16 protein-coding genes, 1 other RNA gene and 1 pseudogene are annotated in these 18718 nt (G+C 62.2%); 7 read left to right on the forward strand and 11 right to left on the reverse strand.

The window, feature by feature from the left end:
* Nucleotides 1–397: 397 nt before the first annotated feature.
* Nucleotides 398–883 (forward strand): annotated as a pseudogene (locus BTN82_RS31795) (methyl-accepting chemotaxis protein); the annotation flags it as partial.
* 120 nt (nucleotides 884–1003) lie between these two features.
* On the opposite strand, the gene BTN82_RS03510 reads toward BTN82_RS31795, so the two are convergent.
* Complete coding sequence (locus tag BTN82_RS03510) at nucleotides 1004–1909, reverse strand: LysR family transcriptional regulator (RefSeq protein WP_075117792.1); 906 nt, start codon at nucleotides 1907–1909, stop codon at nucleotides 1004–1006.
* 110 nt (nucleotides 1910–2019) lie between these two features.
* Here BTN82_RS03510 and BTN82_RS03515 point away from each other — a divergent pair, with 110 nt between their 5' ends.
* A complete protein-coding gene (locus BTN82_RS03515; RefSeq protein ID WP_075117793.1) occupies nucleotides 2020–3234 on the forward strand; it encodes an SGNH/GDSL hydrolase family protein in 1215 nt (404 codons plus the stop codon).
* 87 nt (nucleotides 3235–3321) lie between these two features.
* On the opposite strand, the gene ssrA is transcribed toward BTN82_RS03515, so the two are convergent.
* The 7 genes from ssrA to BTN82_RS03550 form a co-directional block, all read right to left on the reverse strand.
* Nucleotides 3322–3713: a transfer-messenger RNA gene (gene ssrA / locus BTN82_RS03520) on the reverse strand.
* Nucleotides 3714–3792: 79 nt separating this feature from the next.
* A complete protein-coding gene (locus BTN82_RS03525; RefSeq protein ID WP_075117794.1) occupies nucleotides 3793–4080 on the reverse strand; it encodes a hypothetical protein in 288 nt (95 codons plus the stop codon).
* Nucleotides 4081–4378: 298 nt separating this feature from the next.
* A complete protein-coding gene (locus tag BTN82_RS03530) occupies nucleotides 4379–7189 on the reverse strand; it encodes an FAD-binding and (Fe-S)-binding domain-containing protein (RefSeq protein WP_075117795.1) in 2811 nt (936 codons plus the stop codon).
* The gene (locus BTN82_RS03535) at nucleotides 7186–7857 is read right to left on the reverse strand and encodes a lactate utilization protein C (RefSeq protein WP_075117796.1); all 672 of its coding nucleotides are present in this window, start codon (nucleotides 7855–7857) and stop codon (nucleotides 7186–7188) included. Before BTN82_RS03535 ends, BTN82_RS03530 begins: the two co-directional genes overlap by 4 nt.
* The gene (locus BTN82_RS03540) at nucleotides 7857–9311 is read right to left on the reverse strand and encodes a LutB/LldF family L-lactate oxidation iron-sulfur protein (RefSeq protein ID WP_075117797.1); all 1455 of its coding nucleotides are present in this window, start codon (nucleotides 9309–9311) and stop codon (nucleotides 7857–7859) included. The genes BTN82_RS03535 and BTN82_RS03540 overlap by 1 nt, the downstream gene beginning before the upstream one ends.
* Nucleotides 9308–10132 carry a (Fe-S)-binding protein gene (locus BTN82_RS03545; protein ID WP_075117798.1) on the reverse strand — a complete coding sequence of 275 codons (825 nt, stop codon included), beginning with the start codon at nucleotides 10130–10132 and terminating at the stop codon, nucleotides 9308–9310. The genes BTN82_RS03540 and BTN82_RS03545 overlap by 4 nt, the downstream gene beginning before the upstream one ends.
* Nucleotides 10133–10277: 145 nt before the next feature.
* On the reverse strand, nucleotides 10278–11963 hold the full coding sequence (locus BTN82_RS03550) for a lactate permease LctP family transporter (RefSeq protein WP_075117799.1): 1686 nt from the start codon (nucleotides 11961–11963) through the stop codon (nucleotides 10278–10280).
* 260 nt (nucleotides 11964–12223) lie between these two features.
* On the opposite strand from BTN82_RS03550, the gene BTN82_RS03555 reads away from it, so the two are divergent.
* Nucleotides 12224–12991 carry a GntR family transcriptional regulator gene (locus BTN82_RS03555; RefSeq protein ID WP_075117800.1) on the forward strand — a complete coding sequence of 256 codons (768 nt, stop codon included), beginning with the start codon at nucleotides 12224–12226 and terminating at the stop codon, nucleotides 12989–12991.
* Between the two features lie 82 nt (nucleotides 12992–13073).
* Here BTN82_RS03555 and smpB read toward each other — a convergent pair whose 3' ends face one another.
* Nucleotides 13074–13556 carry an SsrA-binding protein SmpB gene (gene smpB, locus BTN82_RS03560; RefSeq protein ID WP_075117801.1) on the reverse strand — a complete coding sequence of 161 codons (483 nt, stop codon included), beginning with the start codon at nucleotides 13554–13556 and terminating at the stop codon, nucleotides 13074–13076.
* Between the two features lie 117 nt (nucleotides 13557–13673).
* Here smpB and BTN82_RS03565 point away from each other — a divergent pair, with 117 nt between their 5' ends.
* From BTN82_RS03565 to BTN82_RS03575, 3 genes are read left to right on the forward strand one after another with little or no spacing between them, the layout of a single operon-like run.
* The gene (locus tag BTN82_RS03565; RefSeq protein WP_075118121.1) at nucleotides 13674–15077 is read left to right on the forward strand and encodes a sodium-dependent transporter; all 1404 of its coding nucleotides are present in this window, start codon (nucleotides 13674–13676) and stop codon (nucleotides 15075–15077) included.
* A 7-nt stretch (nucleotides 15078–15084) separates the two neighbouring features.
* Nucleotides 15085–15519, forward strand: coding sequence for a type II toxin-antitoxin system RatA family toxin (locus BTN82_RS03570; RefSeq protein ID WP_007920838.1), 435 nt, complete (start codon nucleotides 15085–15087; stop codon nucleotides 15517–15519).
* A complete protein-coding gene (locus BTN82_RS03575) occupies nucleotides 15512–15832 on the forward strand; it encodes an RnfH family protein (protein ID WP_075117802.1) in 321 nt (106 codons plus the stop codon). Before BTN82_RS03570 ends, BTN82_RS03575 begins: the two co-directional genes overlap by 8 nt.
* A gap of 58 nt (nucleotides 15833–15890) precedes the next feature.
* On the opposite strand, the gene bamE is transcribed toward BTN82_RS03575, so the two are convergent.
* Nucleotides 15891–16418 carry an outer membrane protein assembly factor BamE gene (bamE, locus tag BTN82_RS03580; protein WP_075117803.1) on the reverse strand — a complete coding sequence of 176 codons (528 nt, stop codon included), beginning with the start codon at nucleotides 16416–16418 and terminating at the stop codon, nucleotides 15891–15893.
* Nucleotides 16419–16516: 98 nt separating this feature from the next.
* Here bamE and fur point away from each other — a divergent pair, with 98 nt between their 5' ends.
* Nucleotides 16517–16921, forward strand: a complete 405-nt coding sequence (gene fur / locus BTN82_RS03585; protein ID WP_007920840.1) for a ferric iron uptake transcriptional regulator — start codon at nucleotides 16517–16519, stop codon at nucleotides 16919–16921.
* 88 nt (nucleotides 16922–17009) lie between these two features.
* On the opposite strand, the gene recN is transcribed toward fur, so the two are convergent.
* A complete protein-coding gene (gene recN, locus BTN82_RS03590; protein ID WP_075117804.1) occupies nucleotides 17010–18683 on the reverse strand; it encodes a DNA repair protein RecN in 1674 nt (557 codons plus the stop codon).
* Nucleotides 18684–18718 lie beyond the last annotated feature (35 nt).

An 18718-nucleotide genomic window follows, 5' to 3' on the forward strand; every position in this document is an offset into this window, starting at 1 on the left:
CCTGGGCAGCGTGCGAGTGATGACCGATAAGCTGCGGTCGCTGATCGGCGCGGCGACCAAGACCAGCGAGCAGTTGTGTACCGCGGTCGCCCAGGTGGCCCAGGTGGTGGAAGACACCGCGGCCCGGGCCACTCAACAGCATGAGATGACCGATCTGGTGGCCACGGCGGTCCATGAGATGGGGCTGACCGTCCAGGAGATTGCCCGCAACGCCAACGGAGCGGCCCAAGCGTCGCAATCGGCGCGGCAGGAAGCGCAGCAGGCCAGCGACATCGTTGGCGAGTCCACGGCGCATATCGAGCGCATGGCCCTGGAAATCGGTACGGCGGACCATTCGGTGGGGGAGTTGGCCGGTCATGTCGGGTCCATCGATCAGGTGTTGGCGGTGATTCGCGGCATTTCCGAGCAGACCAATCTGCTGGCCCTGAACGCCGCCATCGAGGCGGCGCGGGCTGGTGAGCTAGGCAGAGGGTTTGCCGTGGTGGCCGATGAAGTCCGGACCCTGGCGGGGCGCACCCAGAATTCGACCGATGAAATCCAGCAGATGATTCTGGGGCTCAAGCAAGGGGCGGAAACGGCGGTGAATTCGATGCGTGCCGGCCAGGCCGCGACGCAGACTGGCGTGCAGGCCAGCCAGCGGACCAATCAGTCGCTGGAGGCGATCGCGGTCCAGATCGAGCAGATCAGCGATATGAATAGCCAGGTGGCCACGGCGACCGAGGAGCAGTCTTCGGTGACCGAGGAAATCAACCGCAACGTTCAGGGGATTGCCGACTTGGCGCACTCTACCTCCAGCGAAACCTTGCGCTGCCGGCAAGACTGCCAGACCCTGCGCCGGATGAGCGAAGAGTTGACGCAACAGATGGGCAGCTTCCGCTTGTAGCGGTCGACGGCGGATCGAAAACGCCCCGATTGAAGGGTCATGACCGTTCAATCGGGGCGTTTTTGTTTCCAGGAAAATCGAGCGGTTTCGGCGTGTTTTGCCCGCGTCCTTCTACTGCGATCAGGGCTTGAACCCGGGCAACTGCGCGATGTGCTCGGCAAGGTATTCCATGAGCAAGCGCACGCGCAGGGGCCGGTAGCGGCGCTCGGGGTAGATCAGGAACGCCTCGTTCGGCGGGCCGCTCCAGTCGGGCAGGACCCGCACCAACTGCGCGCTGTCCAGCAGGTCGCTGACCAGCCAGGCCGGGGTGACGCAGAGCCCGGCGCCTTGCAGCACACCGTCGCGGATGGCCAGCGAGCTATTGGTTCTATAACGACCTTGCAGGGGCACGCTGACCTTCTCGCCGCCCGTGCCGCTCAGCTCCAGGCGATCGCCCGTGGCCAGCCAGGCGAAGCGCAGGAAGTTGTGTGCGCCCAGGTCGGCCGGGCTGTTCAAGGGGTCGTGCTGGCGCAGGTATTCCGGTGCGGCCACCAGGTAGCGCGGCGACGTGGCGATGTGTCGGGCGATGGCGTTGGGCGGCAAGTCGCCGCCCAGGCGCAGGGCCAGGTCGACGTTTTCCTCGGTGAGGTCGACAAAGCGATCGTTGAGGATCAGCTCCACCTCGATCTCCGGATATTGCGCCATGAACCGCAGCAACAGCCCATTCAGGTGCAACACCCCGAGGCTCACCGGCACGTTGACTCGCACCAGCCCCTCGGGGCGCTCGGTCAGCCCGCGTACTTCGGCGACAGCCTCGCCGTATTCCTCCAGCACGGCCTTGGCCCGTTCGTAGAAGCGCTTGCCCTGCTCAGTGGGGGCCAGCCCGGTGGTGCCACGGGTAAGCAGGCGCGTGCCCAGCTGTTTTTCCAGGGCTGCGACCAGCTTGCTGACGGTGGGCTGAGTGCTGTCCAGCTCACGGGCGGCCGCCGACAGGCTGCCGAGCTCGACGGCGCGGACGAAGCAGTGCATGGCTTTGAGGCTGTCCATGGGTATTCGATATCGGAATGGCTGATATGGGGTTATGCCTTCTATCACGGTTATTTCGCATGGAGCAATCTGGCTTGCCTCAGCCTTATTGCTTCAAGGAGATACCTGGAATGAAAGCCCGGCACTCAAGATTTTCCCTGCCCCTGGCAATGACGGCGCTGCTGGCCGCAGGCCCGACCCTGGCCGAGGAACACTGGCTCACCACCTGGACGGCCAACCCGCAGCCCACCTGGGGTCACGAATTGCCGCTGCCGACACGGATTCCCGAAGCGCTGACCGACAGCACCGTTCACCAGCGGGTGCGGATCAGTGTCGGTGGCAGCCGGGTGCGGGTGGTGGTTTCCAATGAGTACGGCAAGCAACCGCTGCTGATCGGCGCTGCGCGGGTTGCCCGCGCCGATTCCGGGCAGCCCCTGACGTTCGGCGGCGAGGAGCAGGTCAGCATCGCGCCGGGCGAAACCCGCACCAGCGATCCCCTGGCACTGACGGTGCCGGACCTCAGTGATCTGCTGGTCTCGTTGTACCTGCCGCAACGCACACCGTTGACCACCTTCCACTGGGACGGCAAGCAAACCGCGTTTATTACCCCGGGCAACCACCTCGCCGCCCAGCAGCTAACGGGTGACCAGCAAGTGGAAGCACGATTGTTCCTCAGCGACGTCCTGGTAGATGCCGCACCCGACAGCCGCGCCCTGGTGGTGCTCGGCGACTCCATTACCGACGGCAACGCTTCGACCCTGGACCGCAATCGACGCTGGCCGGACTTCCTCGCCCAGCGCCTGGCCGCCAAGAACGTCGCCGTACTCAACGGCGGCATCTCCGGCGCACGCCTGCTCGAAGACGGCATGGGCGCCAGCGCCCTGGCGCGTTTCCAGCGCGACGTACTGGACAAACCCGGAGTGAAAACCGTGGTGCTGATGCTGGGCATCAACGACATCAGCTGGCCGGGCACCGCCTTCGCCCCAAACGCACCCCTGCCGTCGCTGGAAAGCCTGATCGCCGGCTACCGACAACTGATCGACCAAGCCCATCGCCATGATGTGCGCATCATCGGCACCACGTTGCTGCCCTTCGAAGGCGCCCTGGAGGGCAGTGTCATCGAGCACTATCACAACGCATCCAAGGAACAGCTGCGCCAGGCGCTCAACCAGTGGGTTCGCACCAGCCGGGCATTTGATGCGGTGATTGATTTTGACCGGATGACTCGTGATCCCGAGCATCCAACTCGCTTGCTGCCGCAGATCGATTCGGGCGATCACCTGCATCCGGGGGATGCGGGGAATAGGGCGATGGCGGAGGGGGTGGAGTTGAAGGCGCTTCTCTGAGCGCGCTAGCTCCTACAGGGGAAGTTACTTTCTGGAGGTCGGAAACGACAAAGCCCGCACAAGGCGGGCTTTGTTTTGCTTCGTATTTGGTGGAGCCGGGGGGATTTGAACCCCCGTCCGCCAGTACTCCGCTGTCGGTACTACATGCGTAGCCGTGTCTATTGAGTTAACCCTCAGCGACCCGACGGGCAGGGTGCTTTGGGCGAGTTGTGTAAGTTTTAGCCGCTTCGTCCACAACGTACTGCACGGCGATTCTGTTCTGTATGACAATCATTTCGGGTTTACAGACATCCCCTGATGATTGCTGGACCCGAAGGTACCAGGAGGAAGGCTAGCGCCGCTTACGCAGCGAGAGCGTATTCCCCGTAGGTTTCGTCATTGGCAACTATAGGAAGTTGCAACAGTGGATTTACGAGTTCTGTTACCAACTCGGCATGCACCTAAAGTTTCGCAACCGGCGTCGAATCCTAAACGGCCCCGAACCTGCTGTGCATTACCAGCAGGTTTGTGCAGTCTACGCCAAAATGGCTCGCAAGGCCATCCCGAAGGCTCGCTCCGTTAGCTGCCGCCCTCGCCCTTGGTGCTGTTCTGGATGCTCTGGATGGCGCGGGTGGTCAGGGCGATGCATTCCTTGGTGCCTTCCTCGGTGTTTTTCGCCTGGGCGGCCTGGGCCTGTTGCACGGTGGCCTCCATGTTGGCTTGCAGGTCCGGGGACTGGATGTTGGTGCGGGCGTCGCGGATGGTTTGCAGGTTCACCTGGCACAGGTCTTCCTGGTTCCCGGCGAAGCTGGGGGACGCGAGGATCGAAGCGGTGACGAACCGGCCTAACAGTATTGGATGTTTCATAGTGGTCTCCTTGAGCCGAAGGGCCAGGCGTCGCCGGCCATCAGCACGAACTGCCGAGTTTCAGGAGGCTCCCGTTTTCGGGGCCTTGATCGGTGGACTGTGCTGTTGCGGCAGGGTTCTATCTTTCTGCCCGACGTCCCGAGCACTGAGTCTGCGGGTGCAAGAAAACCTGTAGGAGCGAAGCTTGCTCGCGATGGTCGTTAAGGGTATCGCGCATTAACTGGCTAACCGTGGCGCTCTTCCGTCCATCGCGAGCAATCGAACGTCGACCGGCTGCTCCTACAATGGGGCATGCCGGTCAGGCTGGGCGGGCCCGGGTCACTCGATCCACCAGGTAGACCAGCCCGTGGTAGTCGATACCGCCGTGCTGGCTCAGGCCGATCTCGCAGGTACGGCTGGTGGAGATACCTTCGCTGCAATGTTGCACCGCGTTCTTGAGGCTGCGCAGGGAGTGGGCGTTGAGCTGCGGCGTGGTGAAGCCCTTGTCGCCGGCGAAACCGCAGCAGTGGATACCCTCCGGGATCACCACATTGGTGCTGCAACGCCGCGCCAGATCGATCAGCGCCTGGCTCTCGCCCAGGTGCTGGGTGCTGCAGGTGACGTGTACCGCCACTGGCGCTTCCTGGGGGGTGAACTCGAGTTTGTCCAGCAGGTGAGTGCGGATGAAACGCACCGGGTCGTACAGGTCCAGGCGCACCTCGCCCAGGTCTTGTACCAGGCGCAGGGTGCAGGGGCTGGTGTCGCAATAGATCGGATCGAGGCCGCCACGGCTGGCGTGGAGCAGGGCGCCGATCAGTTCCTGGCGCTTGTGTTCGGCCTGTTCCGCGTAGCCCTTGGAGGCGAACGGCTGGCCGCAGCACAGGTTCTCCACCTGCTCTGGAATCACCACCTGGTAACCGGCTTTTTCCAGCAGGCCGCGGGTCTTGTCGTAGAGCGAGCTTTGCTCTTTGTCCCCGGCCGCGGGACCCATTATCCGAGATACACAAGCCGCCAGATAAACTACGCGCGGCCGCTGATCGCCGATCGGCGGGCTGAAGCGAATGGCCCGTTCCGGCTGCGGCATGGCGTTGGTCCATTGCGGCACCTGGCCTTTGGACAGCTTGGTCAATGCCGCCGAAACCCTGGCCAGCCGCGGCGCCCCCAGCAGCATCCGCGCGCCATTGGCCACATGCAGGGTAAAACGCGCGCCCTGCAAGGTGGTGGCGAAGTGCGAGCCGAGCCAGTTGGCGGCCTTGGCATGGGTGGCGTGTTGGCTGCGCAGCTTTTTCACCAGCTCGCCGGTGTTGATGCCCACCGGGCAACGTTGGGCGCACAGGCCGGTGGCGGCGCAGGTGTCGAGGCCCTGGTATTGATAAGCCGCTTCCAGTTCGCTGGTGTCGATGCCGGCACGTTTGCGGGCCTGGATGTCGCGCCAGATCACGATGCGCTGGCGCGGGCTCAGGGTCAGCCCCTTGGACGGGCACACCGGCTCGCAGAAGCCGCACTCGATGCACTTATCCACAATCTCGTCGGCTGCCGGCAGCGGCTTGAGGTGCTTGAGGTGGATCTGCGGGTCCTCGCTGAGCACCACGTCCGGGTTGAGGATGCCGTTGGGGTCGAGCAGGCGTTTGAGTTGCCACATCAGTTGGTAGGCATCGCTGCCCCATTCCAGCTCGACGAAGGGCGCCATATTGCGGCCGGTGCCGTGTTCGGCCTTGAGCGAACCGCCGAACTCCACCGCCACCAGCTGCGCCACGTCGTCCATGAAGGCCTGGTAGCGCGCCACTTCCTCGGCACTGTTGAAACCCTGGGTGAAGACGAAGTGCAGGTTGCCCTCCAGCGCATGGCCGAACAGGATCGCCTCGTCGTAGCGGTGCTTGTCGAACAGCGCGATCAGGCGATTGACGCCGATGGCCAGCTGTTCCACGGGGAAGGTCACGTCTTCGATGATCACCGTGGTGCCGGTTTTGCGCACCGCGCCGACGGCAGGGAAGGTGTCCTTGCGGATCGCCCAGAGCTTGGCGTTTTCCTGCGGGTCTTCGGTGAAGTCGACCTGCTTCTCCACCGGGAAAGAGGCCAGGGACGCCATGATTTGCGCCAGTTGCTCCTGGAGCAAGGCAGAGGAGGCGGCGCGGGACTCGATCAGCAACGCACAGGCATTGGCCGACAGCTGCCGGACGAAGGCCGGCATCCCCGGTTTGTCCTGCACCGAGCGCAGGCTGCGGCGGTCCAGCAGTTCCACGGCGGACACCGGCTGGCTTTTCAGCACGGTCACCGCGTTGCAACAGGTTTCCACATCGGGGAAGACGATCAGCGCCGAGGCCTTGTGCGGATGATCGACCACCGTGTCGTAAGTCACCGCGCTGATAAACCCGAGCGTGCCTTCGGAGCCCACCAGCAGATGGCTGAGGATATCCAGCGGCTCGTCGAAATCCACCAGGGCATTGAGCGACAGGCCGGTGGTGTTTTTCAGGCGGTACTTGTGGCGGATCTTTGTCGCCAGTTCGCTGTTGGCACGAGTCTCGCGGCCCAGGTTCGCCAAGCGCTCCAGCAACTCGCCGTGGCTGGCGCGAAAGGCCGCGACGCTGGCGGCGTCTTCGGTATCCAGGCGAGTGCCGTCGGCCAGCACCAGGCGCAGGCCGGCCAGGGTGTGGTAGGTGTTTTGCGCGGTGCCGCAGCACATGCCGCTGGCGTTGTTGGCAACGATGCCGCCGATCTTGCAGGCGTTGATCGAGGCTGGGTCCGGGCCGATCTTGCGCCCGAACGGTGCCAGCCAGGCGTTGGCCTGGGCGCCGATCACCCCCGGTTGCAGGCGGATCTGTTGGCCCTGGTCGCGGATCTCGCGGCCGTTCCAGTTATCCCCAAGGACGATCAATACCGAGTCGCTGATGGCCTGCCCGGACAGGCTGGTGCCGGCGGCGCGGAAGGTCACCGGCACGCGGTCGCGTTGGGCCAGCTGGAGCAGGGCCACCACTTCGTCTTCGGACTCGACGCGGATCACCAGTTGCGGAATCAGCCGATAAAAACTCGCGTCTGTACCGAAGGCCAGCGTGGAGAGCGGATCGTCGAAACGCCGCTCCTGGGGAATCAGTCGCTGTGCATCACGCAGAAAAGCCGCCGGTAGACTCATTGGTCCTCCAGAATCAGCACCACCAGGTCTTTCGGGCCGTGGGCGCCGTAGGCCAGGACTTGTTCGATATCGGCGGTCTTCGACGGACCGGACACCAACAGCGCGTTGGTCGGCATGCCCTGGGCCCAGGCGTATTCCTGTTGCACCTGGTAGAAGTTGTCGCGGATTTCGCTGGCCTTGAGCAGGGCGAAATGCACGGGCGGCACCAGGCTCATCAGCCGCGGTTCTTCGCGGGTCGGCCAGATAATCAGGCTGCCGGTGGCAGCGATGGCGCCGAGGGTGGTGGTGAGGCTGGCCGGCGTGTCGTTGAACAGCTCGGCTTTCCATTCTTCTATCGGCCGGTCGTAGGCCTTGAGCGTCGGCAGGCCGGGATGTTCGGCCCAGTAGTGGCTGACGCGTTGGCCGTGGGGCGTGGTCGGCGCGATCAGCAGGCTTGGCAACTGGCGTTCGCCCAGCAGGCGGGCGAGCAGCGCCGGCCAGTCCTGGCCGGTGGTCAGGTGGATTTCGGTGTGCACCGCTTCCATCAACTTGCGCAACTGCGCAATGCGCTGCTCGGGCGCGTAAGTGTAAGGCTCGGTGACCAGCGCCTCGTCGAAGTTATCCACAAGCGGCGTGGTGCCGGTCAGGCTGCTGCGCAGCTTGTCGAGGATGTTCTGTTTGGCGCTCATCAACGGTCTCCCTGTTTGGCCAGATGCTCGCGCGCCAGGTCGTGCAGGGACCGGGCGGCGGGTTTCGGTGCGCTGTGGTTCTGTGTCCAGGGGCCGACGTTGCTCGGGGTCAGCGCGCGCAGCCGAGTGGCCGCAAGGCTGAACAGGCGATAAAGGGTCGGCGAGCTGTTGAGCCGGGCCCAGGCATTCCAGATAAAGCGTTCCTTGCGCGAATACTTGCTGCCCTGGCCGCGCATCACTTGGTGTGGGCTGTCCGGGGCCTTGACGTTTTCTTCGCGCAGGCGCCGCAGCAGGGCCGGGATCGGGATTTTCACCGGGCACACTTCGCCGCAGGCGCCGCACAGCGACGAGGCGCTCGGGTGGTCCGGGACCTTGGCCAGGCCGACCATGTGCGGGGTGATGATCTTGCCGATGGGGCCGGGGTAGACCTCGCCGTAGGCGTGGCCGCCGATGCGGGTGTAGACCGGGCAATGGTTCATGCAGGCGCCGCAGCGGATGCAGTTCAGGGTCTGGCGCAGTTCGCTGTCGGCGAAGGCCTGGCTGCGGCCGTTGTCCAGCAGCACCACGTGCACTTCCTGCGGGCCATCGAGTTCATGTTCCTGGCGCGGGGCCGAGATCATGTTGACGTAGGTGGTGATCGGCTGGCCCAGCGCCGAGCGGGTCAGCAGCGACAGCAGCGGCACCACGTCGCGCAGGTTCTCGACGACTTTCTCGATCCCGGTGACGGCGATATGCACCGGCGGCACCGTGGTGGACATGCGGCCGTTGCCTTCGTTTTCCACCAGCAGCAGGGTGCCGGTCTCGGCCACGGCGAAGTTGACGCCGGAGACGCCGATGTCCGCTTCGAAGAATTTCTGCCGCAGGACCCTGCGACCGATCTGAATGAGTTGGTCGACGTCCTTGGTGTACTCCACGCCAAGTGTGTCGTGGAACAAGGACGCGACCTGACCGGCGTTCTTGTGGATCGCCGGCATAATGATGTGTGAAGGCTTCTCGTGGTCGAGCTGGACGATGAACTCGCCCATGTCCGACTCAAGGCATTCAATGCCTTGTTCAGCGAGGACATGGTTCATCTCCATCTCTTCGCTGACCATCGATTTGCCCTTGATCACTTGCCGCGCCTCGTGAGCCCGGATGATCGAGAGGACGATGCCATTGGCCTCGTCCACCGTTTCCGCCCAGTGCACAGTCACACCGTTGCGGGTCAGGTTCTGTTCCAGTTGCTCGAGCAGGTCGGGCAGCTTGGATAACGCCCGGGCCTTGATCGCATTGCCCAGGGCCCGAAGGTGTTCGCGTTCATGGGCATCGCTGAACGACGCCGCACGTTTGGCCATGAGGGAATCCATGGCGCTGCGAAAGTTGTTTCGCAGTTGCTGATCGCCCAGGGCCTGGTGGGCCCGGGTGCGAAAATCGTCCGCCACCGTGGTGGTCGGAATAAGCTCCGGGGCGCTCATGCGGCACCTCCGGTTCGTTGCCAGAGGAAGCTGGCCAGGTGTTGGCCGCGCAGCGCTTCCCGTTGTTTCTCCAGCGAGCCGTTGATGTTCATCAAGCAGCCGCAGTCGGCGCTCAGCACTTGATGGGCGCCGGATTCCTTCAGCGCGCGGGTCTTGTCCGCGACCATCGCGCCGGAGATGTCTGGCATTCGGACGCTGAAAGTCCCGCCAAAGCCACAGCATTCGCTTTCGTGGCTGTGTTCGACTCGCTCCACGTTGCCCAGTTGCGCCAGCAGCTCGCGACCGTGCAGGTGGGTGTTCATCTCGCGCCGTGCCGAACAGGAGGTGTGCAGTGCCACCTTGACCGGCTCGCCGCGATCCTCAAGCCGCACCTTGCACACATGCAGCAGGAACTCGGCCAACTCGTAGGTGCGTTCCGCCAGGGCCCGCACCTGTTGCAGCGTGTGCGGCTCGTCCTTGAACAAGTCGCTGTAATGCTCGCGAAGCATGCCCGCGCAGGAGCCCGAAGGCACCACCACCGGATAGTCCCCGGCGAACAACGCCAGTTGCGAGCGGGCCACGGTGCGCGCCTGCTCGGTGTAACCCGAGGTGTAGGCCGGTTGTCCGCAGCAGCTTTGCCCTTGCGGGTACTCCACGCGAATGCCTTCGCGCTCGAGCAGGTGAATCGCATCCATCCCGGCTTCGGGATAGAACAGATCGACCACGCAGGTGCCGAACAGGTAGACCCGCGACGGTTTCTCGCTGGGGTACTGCCGCGGTTCGGCCAGGGGCGGTGCGACGCGGGTTGCGTTAGGCACGGCGTTGTAAAAAAGCTCGCTCATCAGGCGTGTCTCCGGGTGGTCCCGGTTATCCGTCTGTCGCGGCTGCCGAATATAGAGATCCAAGCTTTCAGCAACCTTGCAGACCGGGTTGTGAGTTGCAGACACCGGGGCAGGCCCGGCGTCGGTTCTTTCGGTGTTGCGGTTCTTAGCGCACCAGCATGCCAGTGAACCAGTAGGCCTGGGCCAGGGTGATCAGGCCGACGATGGTGGCAAAGAATAGGCTGTGCTTGAGAGTAAAGCGGAACAGGTCCGATTCCTTGCCCACCAGGCCGGTGGCGGCGCAGGCCACGGCGATCGATTGCGGCGAGATCATCTTGCCGGTCACGCCGCCGCTGGTATTGGCGGCCACCAGCAGAGTGTCATTGACGCCGATCTGATGCGCGGTGGTGGCTTGCAGCGAGCTGAACAGGGCGTTGGACGAAGTGTCCGAACCGGTCAGGAACACCCCCAGCCAACCCAGGAACGGCGAGAAGAACGGGAACGCCGCGCCGGTGCCGGCCAGGACCAGGGCCATGGTCGACGACATGCCGGAGTAGTTGGTGACGAAGGCGAAGGCCAGCACCATGCCGATGGACAGGATCGGCCAGCGCAGTTCGTAGAAGGTCTCTTTTAAAGTGGTCAGACCAGTTTTGAAATTGATCTTCAGCACTAGCATCGAGATCAGCGCGGAGAAGAAAATCGCCGTGCCGGTGGCCGAAATCGGGTCGAGTTTGAACACCGCTGGAATCGCGGTCGGGGTGGCGACGATGGGCGCGCTCTTGATCACCAGCTGATCCAGGTGCGGGATCGCAAAGTTGAAGACCCAGCTGTACATCGAGCCGCCGGCGGCGAACATCGCCTTGAACGGCTTGAGGGTCCAGATAGTGACCAGTACGGTGAGGATCAGGAACGGCGACCAGGCTTTGAAGATCTCGCCGAAGCTGTAAGGCGAAGGCTGGGTGGTGCGTGGCTGGCCGAAACCGCCGCTTTGCACGGCTGCGGCGCCGACGCTGGTGGTGGCCGAGGCGAACGAACGCTTGGGTTGCCAGACTTTGAGAAACAGGGTCAGGGCAATCAGGCTGGCCAGGGCCGAGGTGATGTCTGGCAGTTCTGGGCCGATGAAGTTGGAGGTGAAGTACTGGGTTACGGCGAAGCTCAGGCCGGCCACCAACGCTGCCGGCCAGGTTTCCTTGACGCCGCGCAGGCCGTCCATCATGAACACCAGCCAGAAAGGTACGAACAGCGACAGCAGCGGCAGTTGGCGGCCGGTCATGGCGCCGATCTTGAACGCGTCGATACCGGTCACCTGGCCGGCCACGATGATCGGAATGCCCAGCGCGCCAAAGGCTACCGGCGCGGTGTTGGCGATCAGGCACAGGCCGGCGGCGTACAGCGGATTGAACCCCAGGCCCACCAGCAAGGCTGCGGTGATGGCGACCGGCGCGCCGAAACCGGCGGCGCCTTCGAGGAAGGCGCCGAAGCAGAAACCGATCAGCAGCACCTGCAGGCGCTGGTCGTCGGTGATCGACAGCACGGAGCTGCGGATGACTTCGAACTGGCCGCTCTTGACCGTCAGTTTGTAGAGGAATACCGCGGCGACAATGATCCAGGCGATGGGCCACAGGCCATAGGCGAACCCATAGCCGGCGGCGGCGAGCGCCATGTCGGCGGGCATCTGGAAGGCAAGGATCGCCACCAGGATCGACAACGCCAGGGTGATACTGCCGGCGACATGTCCTTTGAGGCGGAACACGGCCAGAGCCAGGAAGAAGAAAACGATCGGGATGACAGCGGCGAGGGCGGACAGGCCGAGGCTGCCGAGCGGGCTGTAGAGCTGTTGCCAGGTTTGCATATGGGTGGCCCCTAATTGTTGTTGGTCAGGCACTGGACAGCGTATTTGGTTAATTGGTAAGACCAATTTACAGTCGCTGTTGGCTAGGGTAAAAGCCTTGTGAGCGGTGTGTCAATTTGCCGCCCTAAAACTTTTGTCGAAGATGCGGTGCAGATGGCTTCTGATCCGCTTGCCGAGATGCGTTCTGATAGGTGCCGGAGTAGCCCCGATAGGCCAGAATAGAGAGCCCGGCGCGCGGTCGGGATCGTGGAGAGTGAGTTATGGGGTTTGATCAGATTCGTCAGCGCCGTTTGTCTGACGATATTGTCGAGCGGCTCGAGGGGATGATCCTCGAGGGCACGCTGAAGTCCGGCGAGCGCCTGCCGGCGGAGCGTGCGTTGGCGGAGCAATTCGGTGTCTCGCGACCTTCGTTGCGCGAGGCGATCCAGAAGCTCACGGCCAAAGGCTTGCTGGTCAGTCGCCAAGGCGGCGGCAACTATGTGGTGGAGTCGCTGGGTTCGACCTTCAGCGATCCGCTGTTGCAACTGTTGGAGAGCAACCCTGAAGCCCAGCGCGACTTGCTGGAGTTTCGCCACACTCTGGAAGCTTCGTGCGCTTACTACGCAGCCTTGCGGGCCACCGCTGTGGATCGCGAGCGCCTTACCGCGGCTTTCGAGGGGTTGCAGGATTGCTATGCCCGGGCGGGCGATGCGGGCCGGGCGGAGGAGGGCGCGGCGGATGCGCAATTTCACCTGGCGATTGCCGAGGCCAGCCACAACGCCGTGTTGCTGCACACCATTCGCGGCTTGTTCGATCTGCTCAAGCGCAACGTGGTGACCAACATCGGCGGCATGTACAAACAGCGCACCGAAACCCGCGACATGCTGATCAGTCAGCACCGCGATCTGTACCAGGCCATTATCGAGGGGCGTGCCGAGCAGGCGCGCGAAATTTCCAGCCGGCACATTCTGTATGTGCAGGAAGTGCTGGAAGAAGTCCGTCAGGAAGTGCAGCGCGTGGCTCGGGCGGAGCGGCGCAAGGGGATCTAGCGGGTGTGGGATTCATCGCGAGCCGGCTCGTTCCTACAGGGAGCGAGCCGGCCTGCGATCATGGCATCAAGGCAGAAGAGCGTTACTCTTCCTTGCCCTTGTTGCGTACCGCGCGATGCAGCTCACGATCGGAATCACGTTCGCGTTCGGTATGGCGCTTGTCGTATTCCTTCTTGCCTTTGCCGAGCGCGATCTCGCACTTGACCATGTGCTTGCTCCAGTAGAGCGACAGGCATACGCAGGCATAACCCTTCTGCTGCACGGCGGCGAAAATCTTCTCTAGCTCGCGCTTGTTGAGCAGCAGCTTGCGCGAACGCACGGGGTCGGCGATCACGTGCGTGCTGGCGGTGGTCAGGGGCGTGAAGTGGCTGCCCAGCAACCAGGCTTCGCCATCCTTGAGCAACACATAACTGTCGACCAGTTGTGCCTTGCCTGCGCGCAGACTCTTTACTTCCCAGCCGGCCAGGACCATGCCAGCTTCGAACCGTTGTTCGATGAAGTAATCGTGACGCGCCTTTTTATTTTGCGCGATGGTCCCTGTGGGGTGTTTCTTCTGTTTAGCCATAGGGGCGGCATTATAGGCAGTTGCACGCGTGTCGGCTACGGTGTCGCGGCGTGCTTGAGCAGGTTGAGTGAATCCCGGACAATGCGCGCTCTTTTTTATCGGTTGGGCGCGTTTTTGATGTCGACGGACAAGGTTTCTGTCCACGGCGGCTGGGCCAGTCGCTGGGTGTTCATCCTCGCGGCGACCGGTGCGGCCGTGGGCCTGGGCAGTATCTGGAAGTTCCCCTACATGGTCGGCGTCTATGGTGGTGGCACCTTTGTCCTGGTGTTCCTTGCCTGTATTGCGCTGATCGGCGTGCCGGTGATGCTTGCCGAAACCCTGATCGGCCGTCGTGCGCGGCAAAGTCCGGCGAATGCCTTGAAGGCGCTGGCCCTCGAGGCCGGGCATTCGGCCAAATGGTCCTGGGGCGCGTTCGCCGGGATGATCACGGCGCTGTTGATTCTTTCTTTTTACAGCGTGGTCGGTGGTTGGTCGCTCGACTACATCATCGATATGGGGCGTGGCGACTTCCAGGGTGTAACGGCGGATCAGGTCGGCGCCCATTTTGACCGGGTGGTAGCCGACCCTTGGCGCCTGACGTTGTGGCATACGCTTTTCATGCTGTTGTCGGCCGCGGTCATCGCCAAGGGTGTAGTGGCGGGGCTCGAGCGCAGCCTGCGGATCATGATGCCGCTGCTGTTCGTGATGCTGGTGATTCTGTTGGGTTACAGCTTGAGCACCGGACACTTTATGGAAGGCGTGCATTTCATGTTCGACTTCAGTACCGACAAGTTGCTCGACGGTCTGTTGCCGGCCATGGGGCATGCGTTCTTTTCCCTCAGTGTCGGTGTCGGTTCCATCATGATTTACGGCGCTTACATGCCGAAGCATTCCTCCATCTCCGGCACTATTGTCGGCGTGGCGCTGCTGGATACCTTCGTTTCGCTGCTGGCGGGGCTGGCGCTTTTTCCGATTGTGTTTGCCGCTGGGCTGAATCCGAGTGAAGGCCCGGGGTTGATGTTCGTCAGTTTGCCGTTTGCCTTTGGTAATGTGGCATTCGGCCAGTTGATGGGCGTGGTGTTTTTTATCCTGGTGGCCATCGCCGCCTGGAGCTCGGCGATTTCGCTGTTGGAGCCGATGGTGGCTTACCTGGTCGAACGAACCCGGGTCCGTCGTGGCTGGGTGACTTTCTGGCTGGCGTTCAGCTGTTGGTTTGTCGGTTTGGGAACGGTGTTCTCCTTTAATATCTGGCAACAGGCCAAGTTTTTCGTGAACGAAGGCGGGGCTTTCCATCTCTACCAATGGGGAGCGGCAAGTGGTCTGGATTTCTTTGGGGTGATCGATTTTTTCACCTCGCGGATCATGTTGCCCTTGGGCGGCCTCTGCTTTGTGGTGTTTGCGGGTTGGGTGATGGGGCGCGAGGCGGTTCGCGATGAGCTGTCGATTCGCAGTCCGCTGATTTTTGCCCTGACCCTGTTTTTGATGCGCTATGTGGCGCCCATTGGCATCCTTATAGTGTTTGCCGCCCAGTTGTGGAAATGACGCTGACATGACGACACATATTCAACGCTCGGCCCTGCTGCCTTATCCGGCGCAGTTCTTGTACGACCTGGTCAATGACGTGGCTCGTTACCCAGAGTTCTTGCCCTGGTGTTCGTCGGCCGAGGTGCTGGAGAGCAGCGAGGTGCAGATGCGCGCCAGCCTGGCCGTTGCCAAGGGCGGGCTCAGTCAGCACTTCGTCACGCGCAATACCCTGGTCCCGGGCCAGTCGATCGAGATGAACCTGGAGGAAGGGCCGTTCAACCAGTTGCATGGTGTCTGGATCTTCAAGCCGCTGGGTGAAAAGGCCTGCAAGATCAGCCTGGATCTGTCGTTCGACTATGCCGGCCCCTTGGTTCGTGCAACCTTGGGCCCGTTGTTCAATCAGGCGGCTAACACGCTGGTCGATGCGTTTTGTCAGCGGGCCAAGCAGTTGCATGCCTGAGCCGATGATTGAGATCGAGGTGGTCTATGCCGCAGTCGAGCGGCAGCTATTGCTTACTATTGCGGTGCCATCAGGGACGACAGTTCGTGGGGCGGTGAAAAGCTCCGGGATAGGGGAGCAGTTTCCAGAGCTGGACCTGGACAGCTGTCCGCTGGGGATTTTTGGCAAGGCGGTGGCTGATCCAGAGGGGCGACAGGTTCTGGCAGGGGACCGTATCGAGATCTATCGTCCATTGCTGGCCGATCCCAAAGAGGTCCGGCGTTTACGTGCGGCAAAGGCGGCCTTGGCCCGGGCTCGTACTTCGGATTCCTGAGCAAATAGACAGGCAACAAAAAGCCCGGACTTGCCGGGCTTCTTTATTTCGCCACAAATTATTGCGGCGAGGTGTCCAGCGGTTCTGGTGTAGGGACCGGAACAGTCTCGACGTTGTCGACATCTTTCTGAATCTGGTCGAGCAGAGAGCCTGGTTTGGCCGGTTTTTCCGGTTTTGGCTGCTCGGCATTTTGGGCGGGGGTGTTTACGGTGGTGCCGCTTTCCTTGCCCAGAATGGCTTCGTCGCGGCTTACGCCAGGCATGAAGTCACCGGAAAGGCTTACCAGCTGGTCGCTACCGTTGAAGATAACGCTGACGCGTTCCTGTTGGCGTTCACCGCCACCTGGCTGCAGGCTGTACAGGTAATCCCAGCGATCGGCGTGGAACGTGTCGGTCAGCAGAGGGTTGCCCATGATAAACCGTACTTGCCGACGGGTCATTCCCGGGCGTAACTGGTCTATCATGTCCTGCGTGACGACATTGCCCTGCTGGATGTCGATTTTGTAAACCCCGGGGAATGAACAACCGGCGAGTGCGAGCAGTCCCACGAAGGTGAAACTGGTTAGCAAGAGCTTGGTGTTTTGCATCGGTGGGCGACTTCCACTATCTTGGCTGGGACAACGTAAACCCCGATCATACCCGCATTAAGAGAAGCTGCGAAGCAGCATCCGCGAGAAAGCTGACCATGGTTGAAAATAGCGAACTACGTAAAGCCGGCCTTAAAGTGACTCTGCCACGAGTCAAAATTCTACAAATGCTCGATTCCGCCGAGCAGCGACACATGAGTGCCGAGGATGTTTACAAGGCGCTGATGGAAGCTGGCGAGGATGTCGGTCTGGCCACGGTTTACCGTGTCCTGACTCAGTTTGAAGCAGCAGGCCTTGTGGTCCGCCACAATTTTGATGGTGGTCATGCTGTATTCGAACTGGCTGACGGCGGTCACCACGACCATATGGTCAACGTGGATTCCGGTGAAGTGATCGAATTCTTCGACGAAGAAATCGAGAAGCTGCAGAAGGCGATTGTCGAGAAGCATGGCTTCGAGTTGGTGGACCACAACTTGGTGCTGTACGTCCGTACGAAGAAGTAAACATGTCACGCGGATCCTGTCCGCGAAACGATCGAAGGCGACCTCAGGGTCGCCTTCGTGCTTTCTGCTCTATTAAAGAAGCAGGTTGTCAGGCCTTGGCGGTCACCACCATTTTTTTCGCATGGGCCAGCGACTCCTTGGTCAGGTCGATGCCACCCAGCATGCGCGCCACCTCTTCGATCCGCTCGGTCTTGCCCAGTTTGGATACGGCGGTGTGAGTCGCATCGTTGCCACGCACCTTGTGCACAAACAGATGTTGGTGGCCCTGGGCCGCCACTTGCGGCAAGTGGGTAACGGTCAAGACCTGGCCGCGCTCGCCAAGGCGACGTAACAGCTGGCCGACGATTTCCGCAGTCGGCCCGCCGATGCCGACGTCCACTTCGTCGAATACCAGGGTGGGGATGCGGGAGGTTTGCGCGGTAATTACCTGGATGGCCAGGCTGATTCGCGACAGCTCGCCGCCGGATGCCACTTTGGCCAGGGCCTTGAGCGGTTGGCCGGGGTTGGCACTGACCAGCAACTCGACCTGCTCGAGACCATTGGGCTGCAATTCGTCGCCATTGTTGGTATGAAGTTCGATGGTAAAGCGTCCCCCGGGCATGCCCAGGCGCTGGATTTCCTGTTCTACGGCGCTGGCCAGGCTGGTTGCGGCCTCTTGGCGCAGTTCGCTCAGTTCCCTGGCCTTTTCGTGATAGTGCCGGGCATAGGATTTCAGTTCGTCTCCCAGGCGCTCGATGGATTCGTCGTTGGCGTCCAGTGTTTCGATTTCGTCCAGCAGTTTCTGCTGCATGGCCACCACCTCGGTGGGCTGGATCCGGTGTTTGCGCGCCAGGGAATAGATGGCGTCCAGCCGCTCCTCCAGTTGCTGCAGGCGCGCCGGGTCCGCGTCGAAATGGTCGACGAAACGGTTCAGTTCACCGACGGCTTCCTCGACCTGGATCTGTGCGCTGGCCAGTAGATTGGTGGCTTCTGCCAGTGCGCCGGAGGCATTGCCAATGCTCGACAGGCGATTGAGGCTCACCGTCAGTGCACTGAGGACATTCCCCGAATCGCTTTCGCTGCAGTGCTCCACAACCTGTCGGCAGATGCCCAGCAGGCTTTCGGCGTTGGTCAGGTTCTTGTGTTCGAGCTCCAGTTGTTCGAGTTCGTTTTCGCCCAGGGCCAAATTCTCCAGTTCCTCTAACTGGTAGCTGAGGAGTTGGTGGCGAGCCCGCTGCTCATCCCCTGAATTGGAGAGGCGCTCCAGCTCTTGGCGGGTCTGGCGCCAGCGCTGGGCGGCCAGAGATACCTGGCGAGCGAGGTCGGTTGCGCCGGCGTATTCATCGAGCAGGCGGCGGTGGGTGTCGGTTTTCAGTAGCGACTGGTGCTCGTGCTGGCTGTGAATATCGATCAGCAGCTCGCCGAGAGCCTTGAGGTCGCCCAGCGGGCAGGGTGAGCCGTTGATGTAGCCACGCGAACGCCCTTCGGCGGTGATGACCCGGCGCAGGATGCAGGGGCTGTCGTTGTCCAGGTCGCGCTCGGCGAGCCAGATGCGGGCTTCGGGAATGTCCTCGAGGTCGAAGGTCGCGAGAATGTCGGCTTTGTCCGCGCCTGGGCGGACCACGCCGCTGTCGGCGCGATCACCGAGGGTCAGGCCCAGGGCGTCGAGCATGATCGACTTGCCGGCGCCGGTTTCGCCTGTGATGACGCTCATCCCGCGATCCAGTTCCAGATCGAGATGTTCAACGATGGCGTAGTTGTGTACGGACAGGTGCACCAGCATAAAGGCCGCTCCCAGGCTTTAGGTCTGGTTATTTA

The sequence above is a fragment of the Pseudomonas chlororaphis genome, from assembly GCF_001921865.1.
GTDB classification, from domain to species: Bacteria; Pseudomonadota; Gammaproteobacteria; order Pseudomonadales; family Pseudomonadaceae; genus Aquipseudomonas; species Aquipseudomonas chlororaphis_D.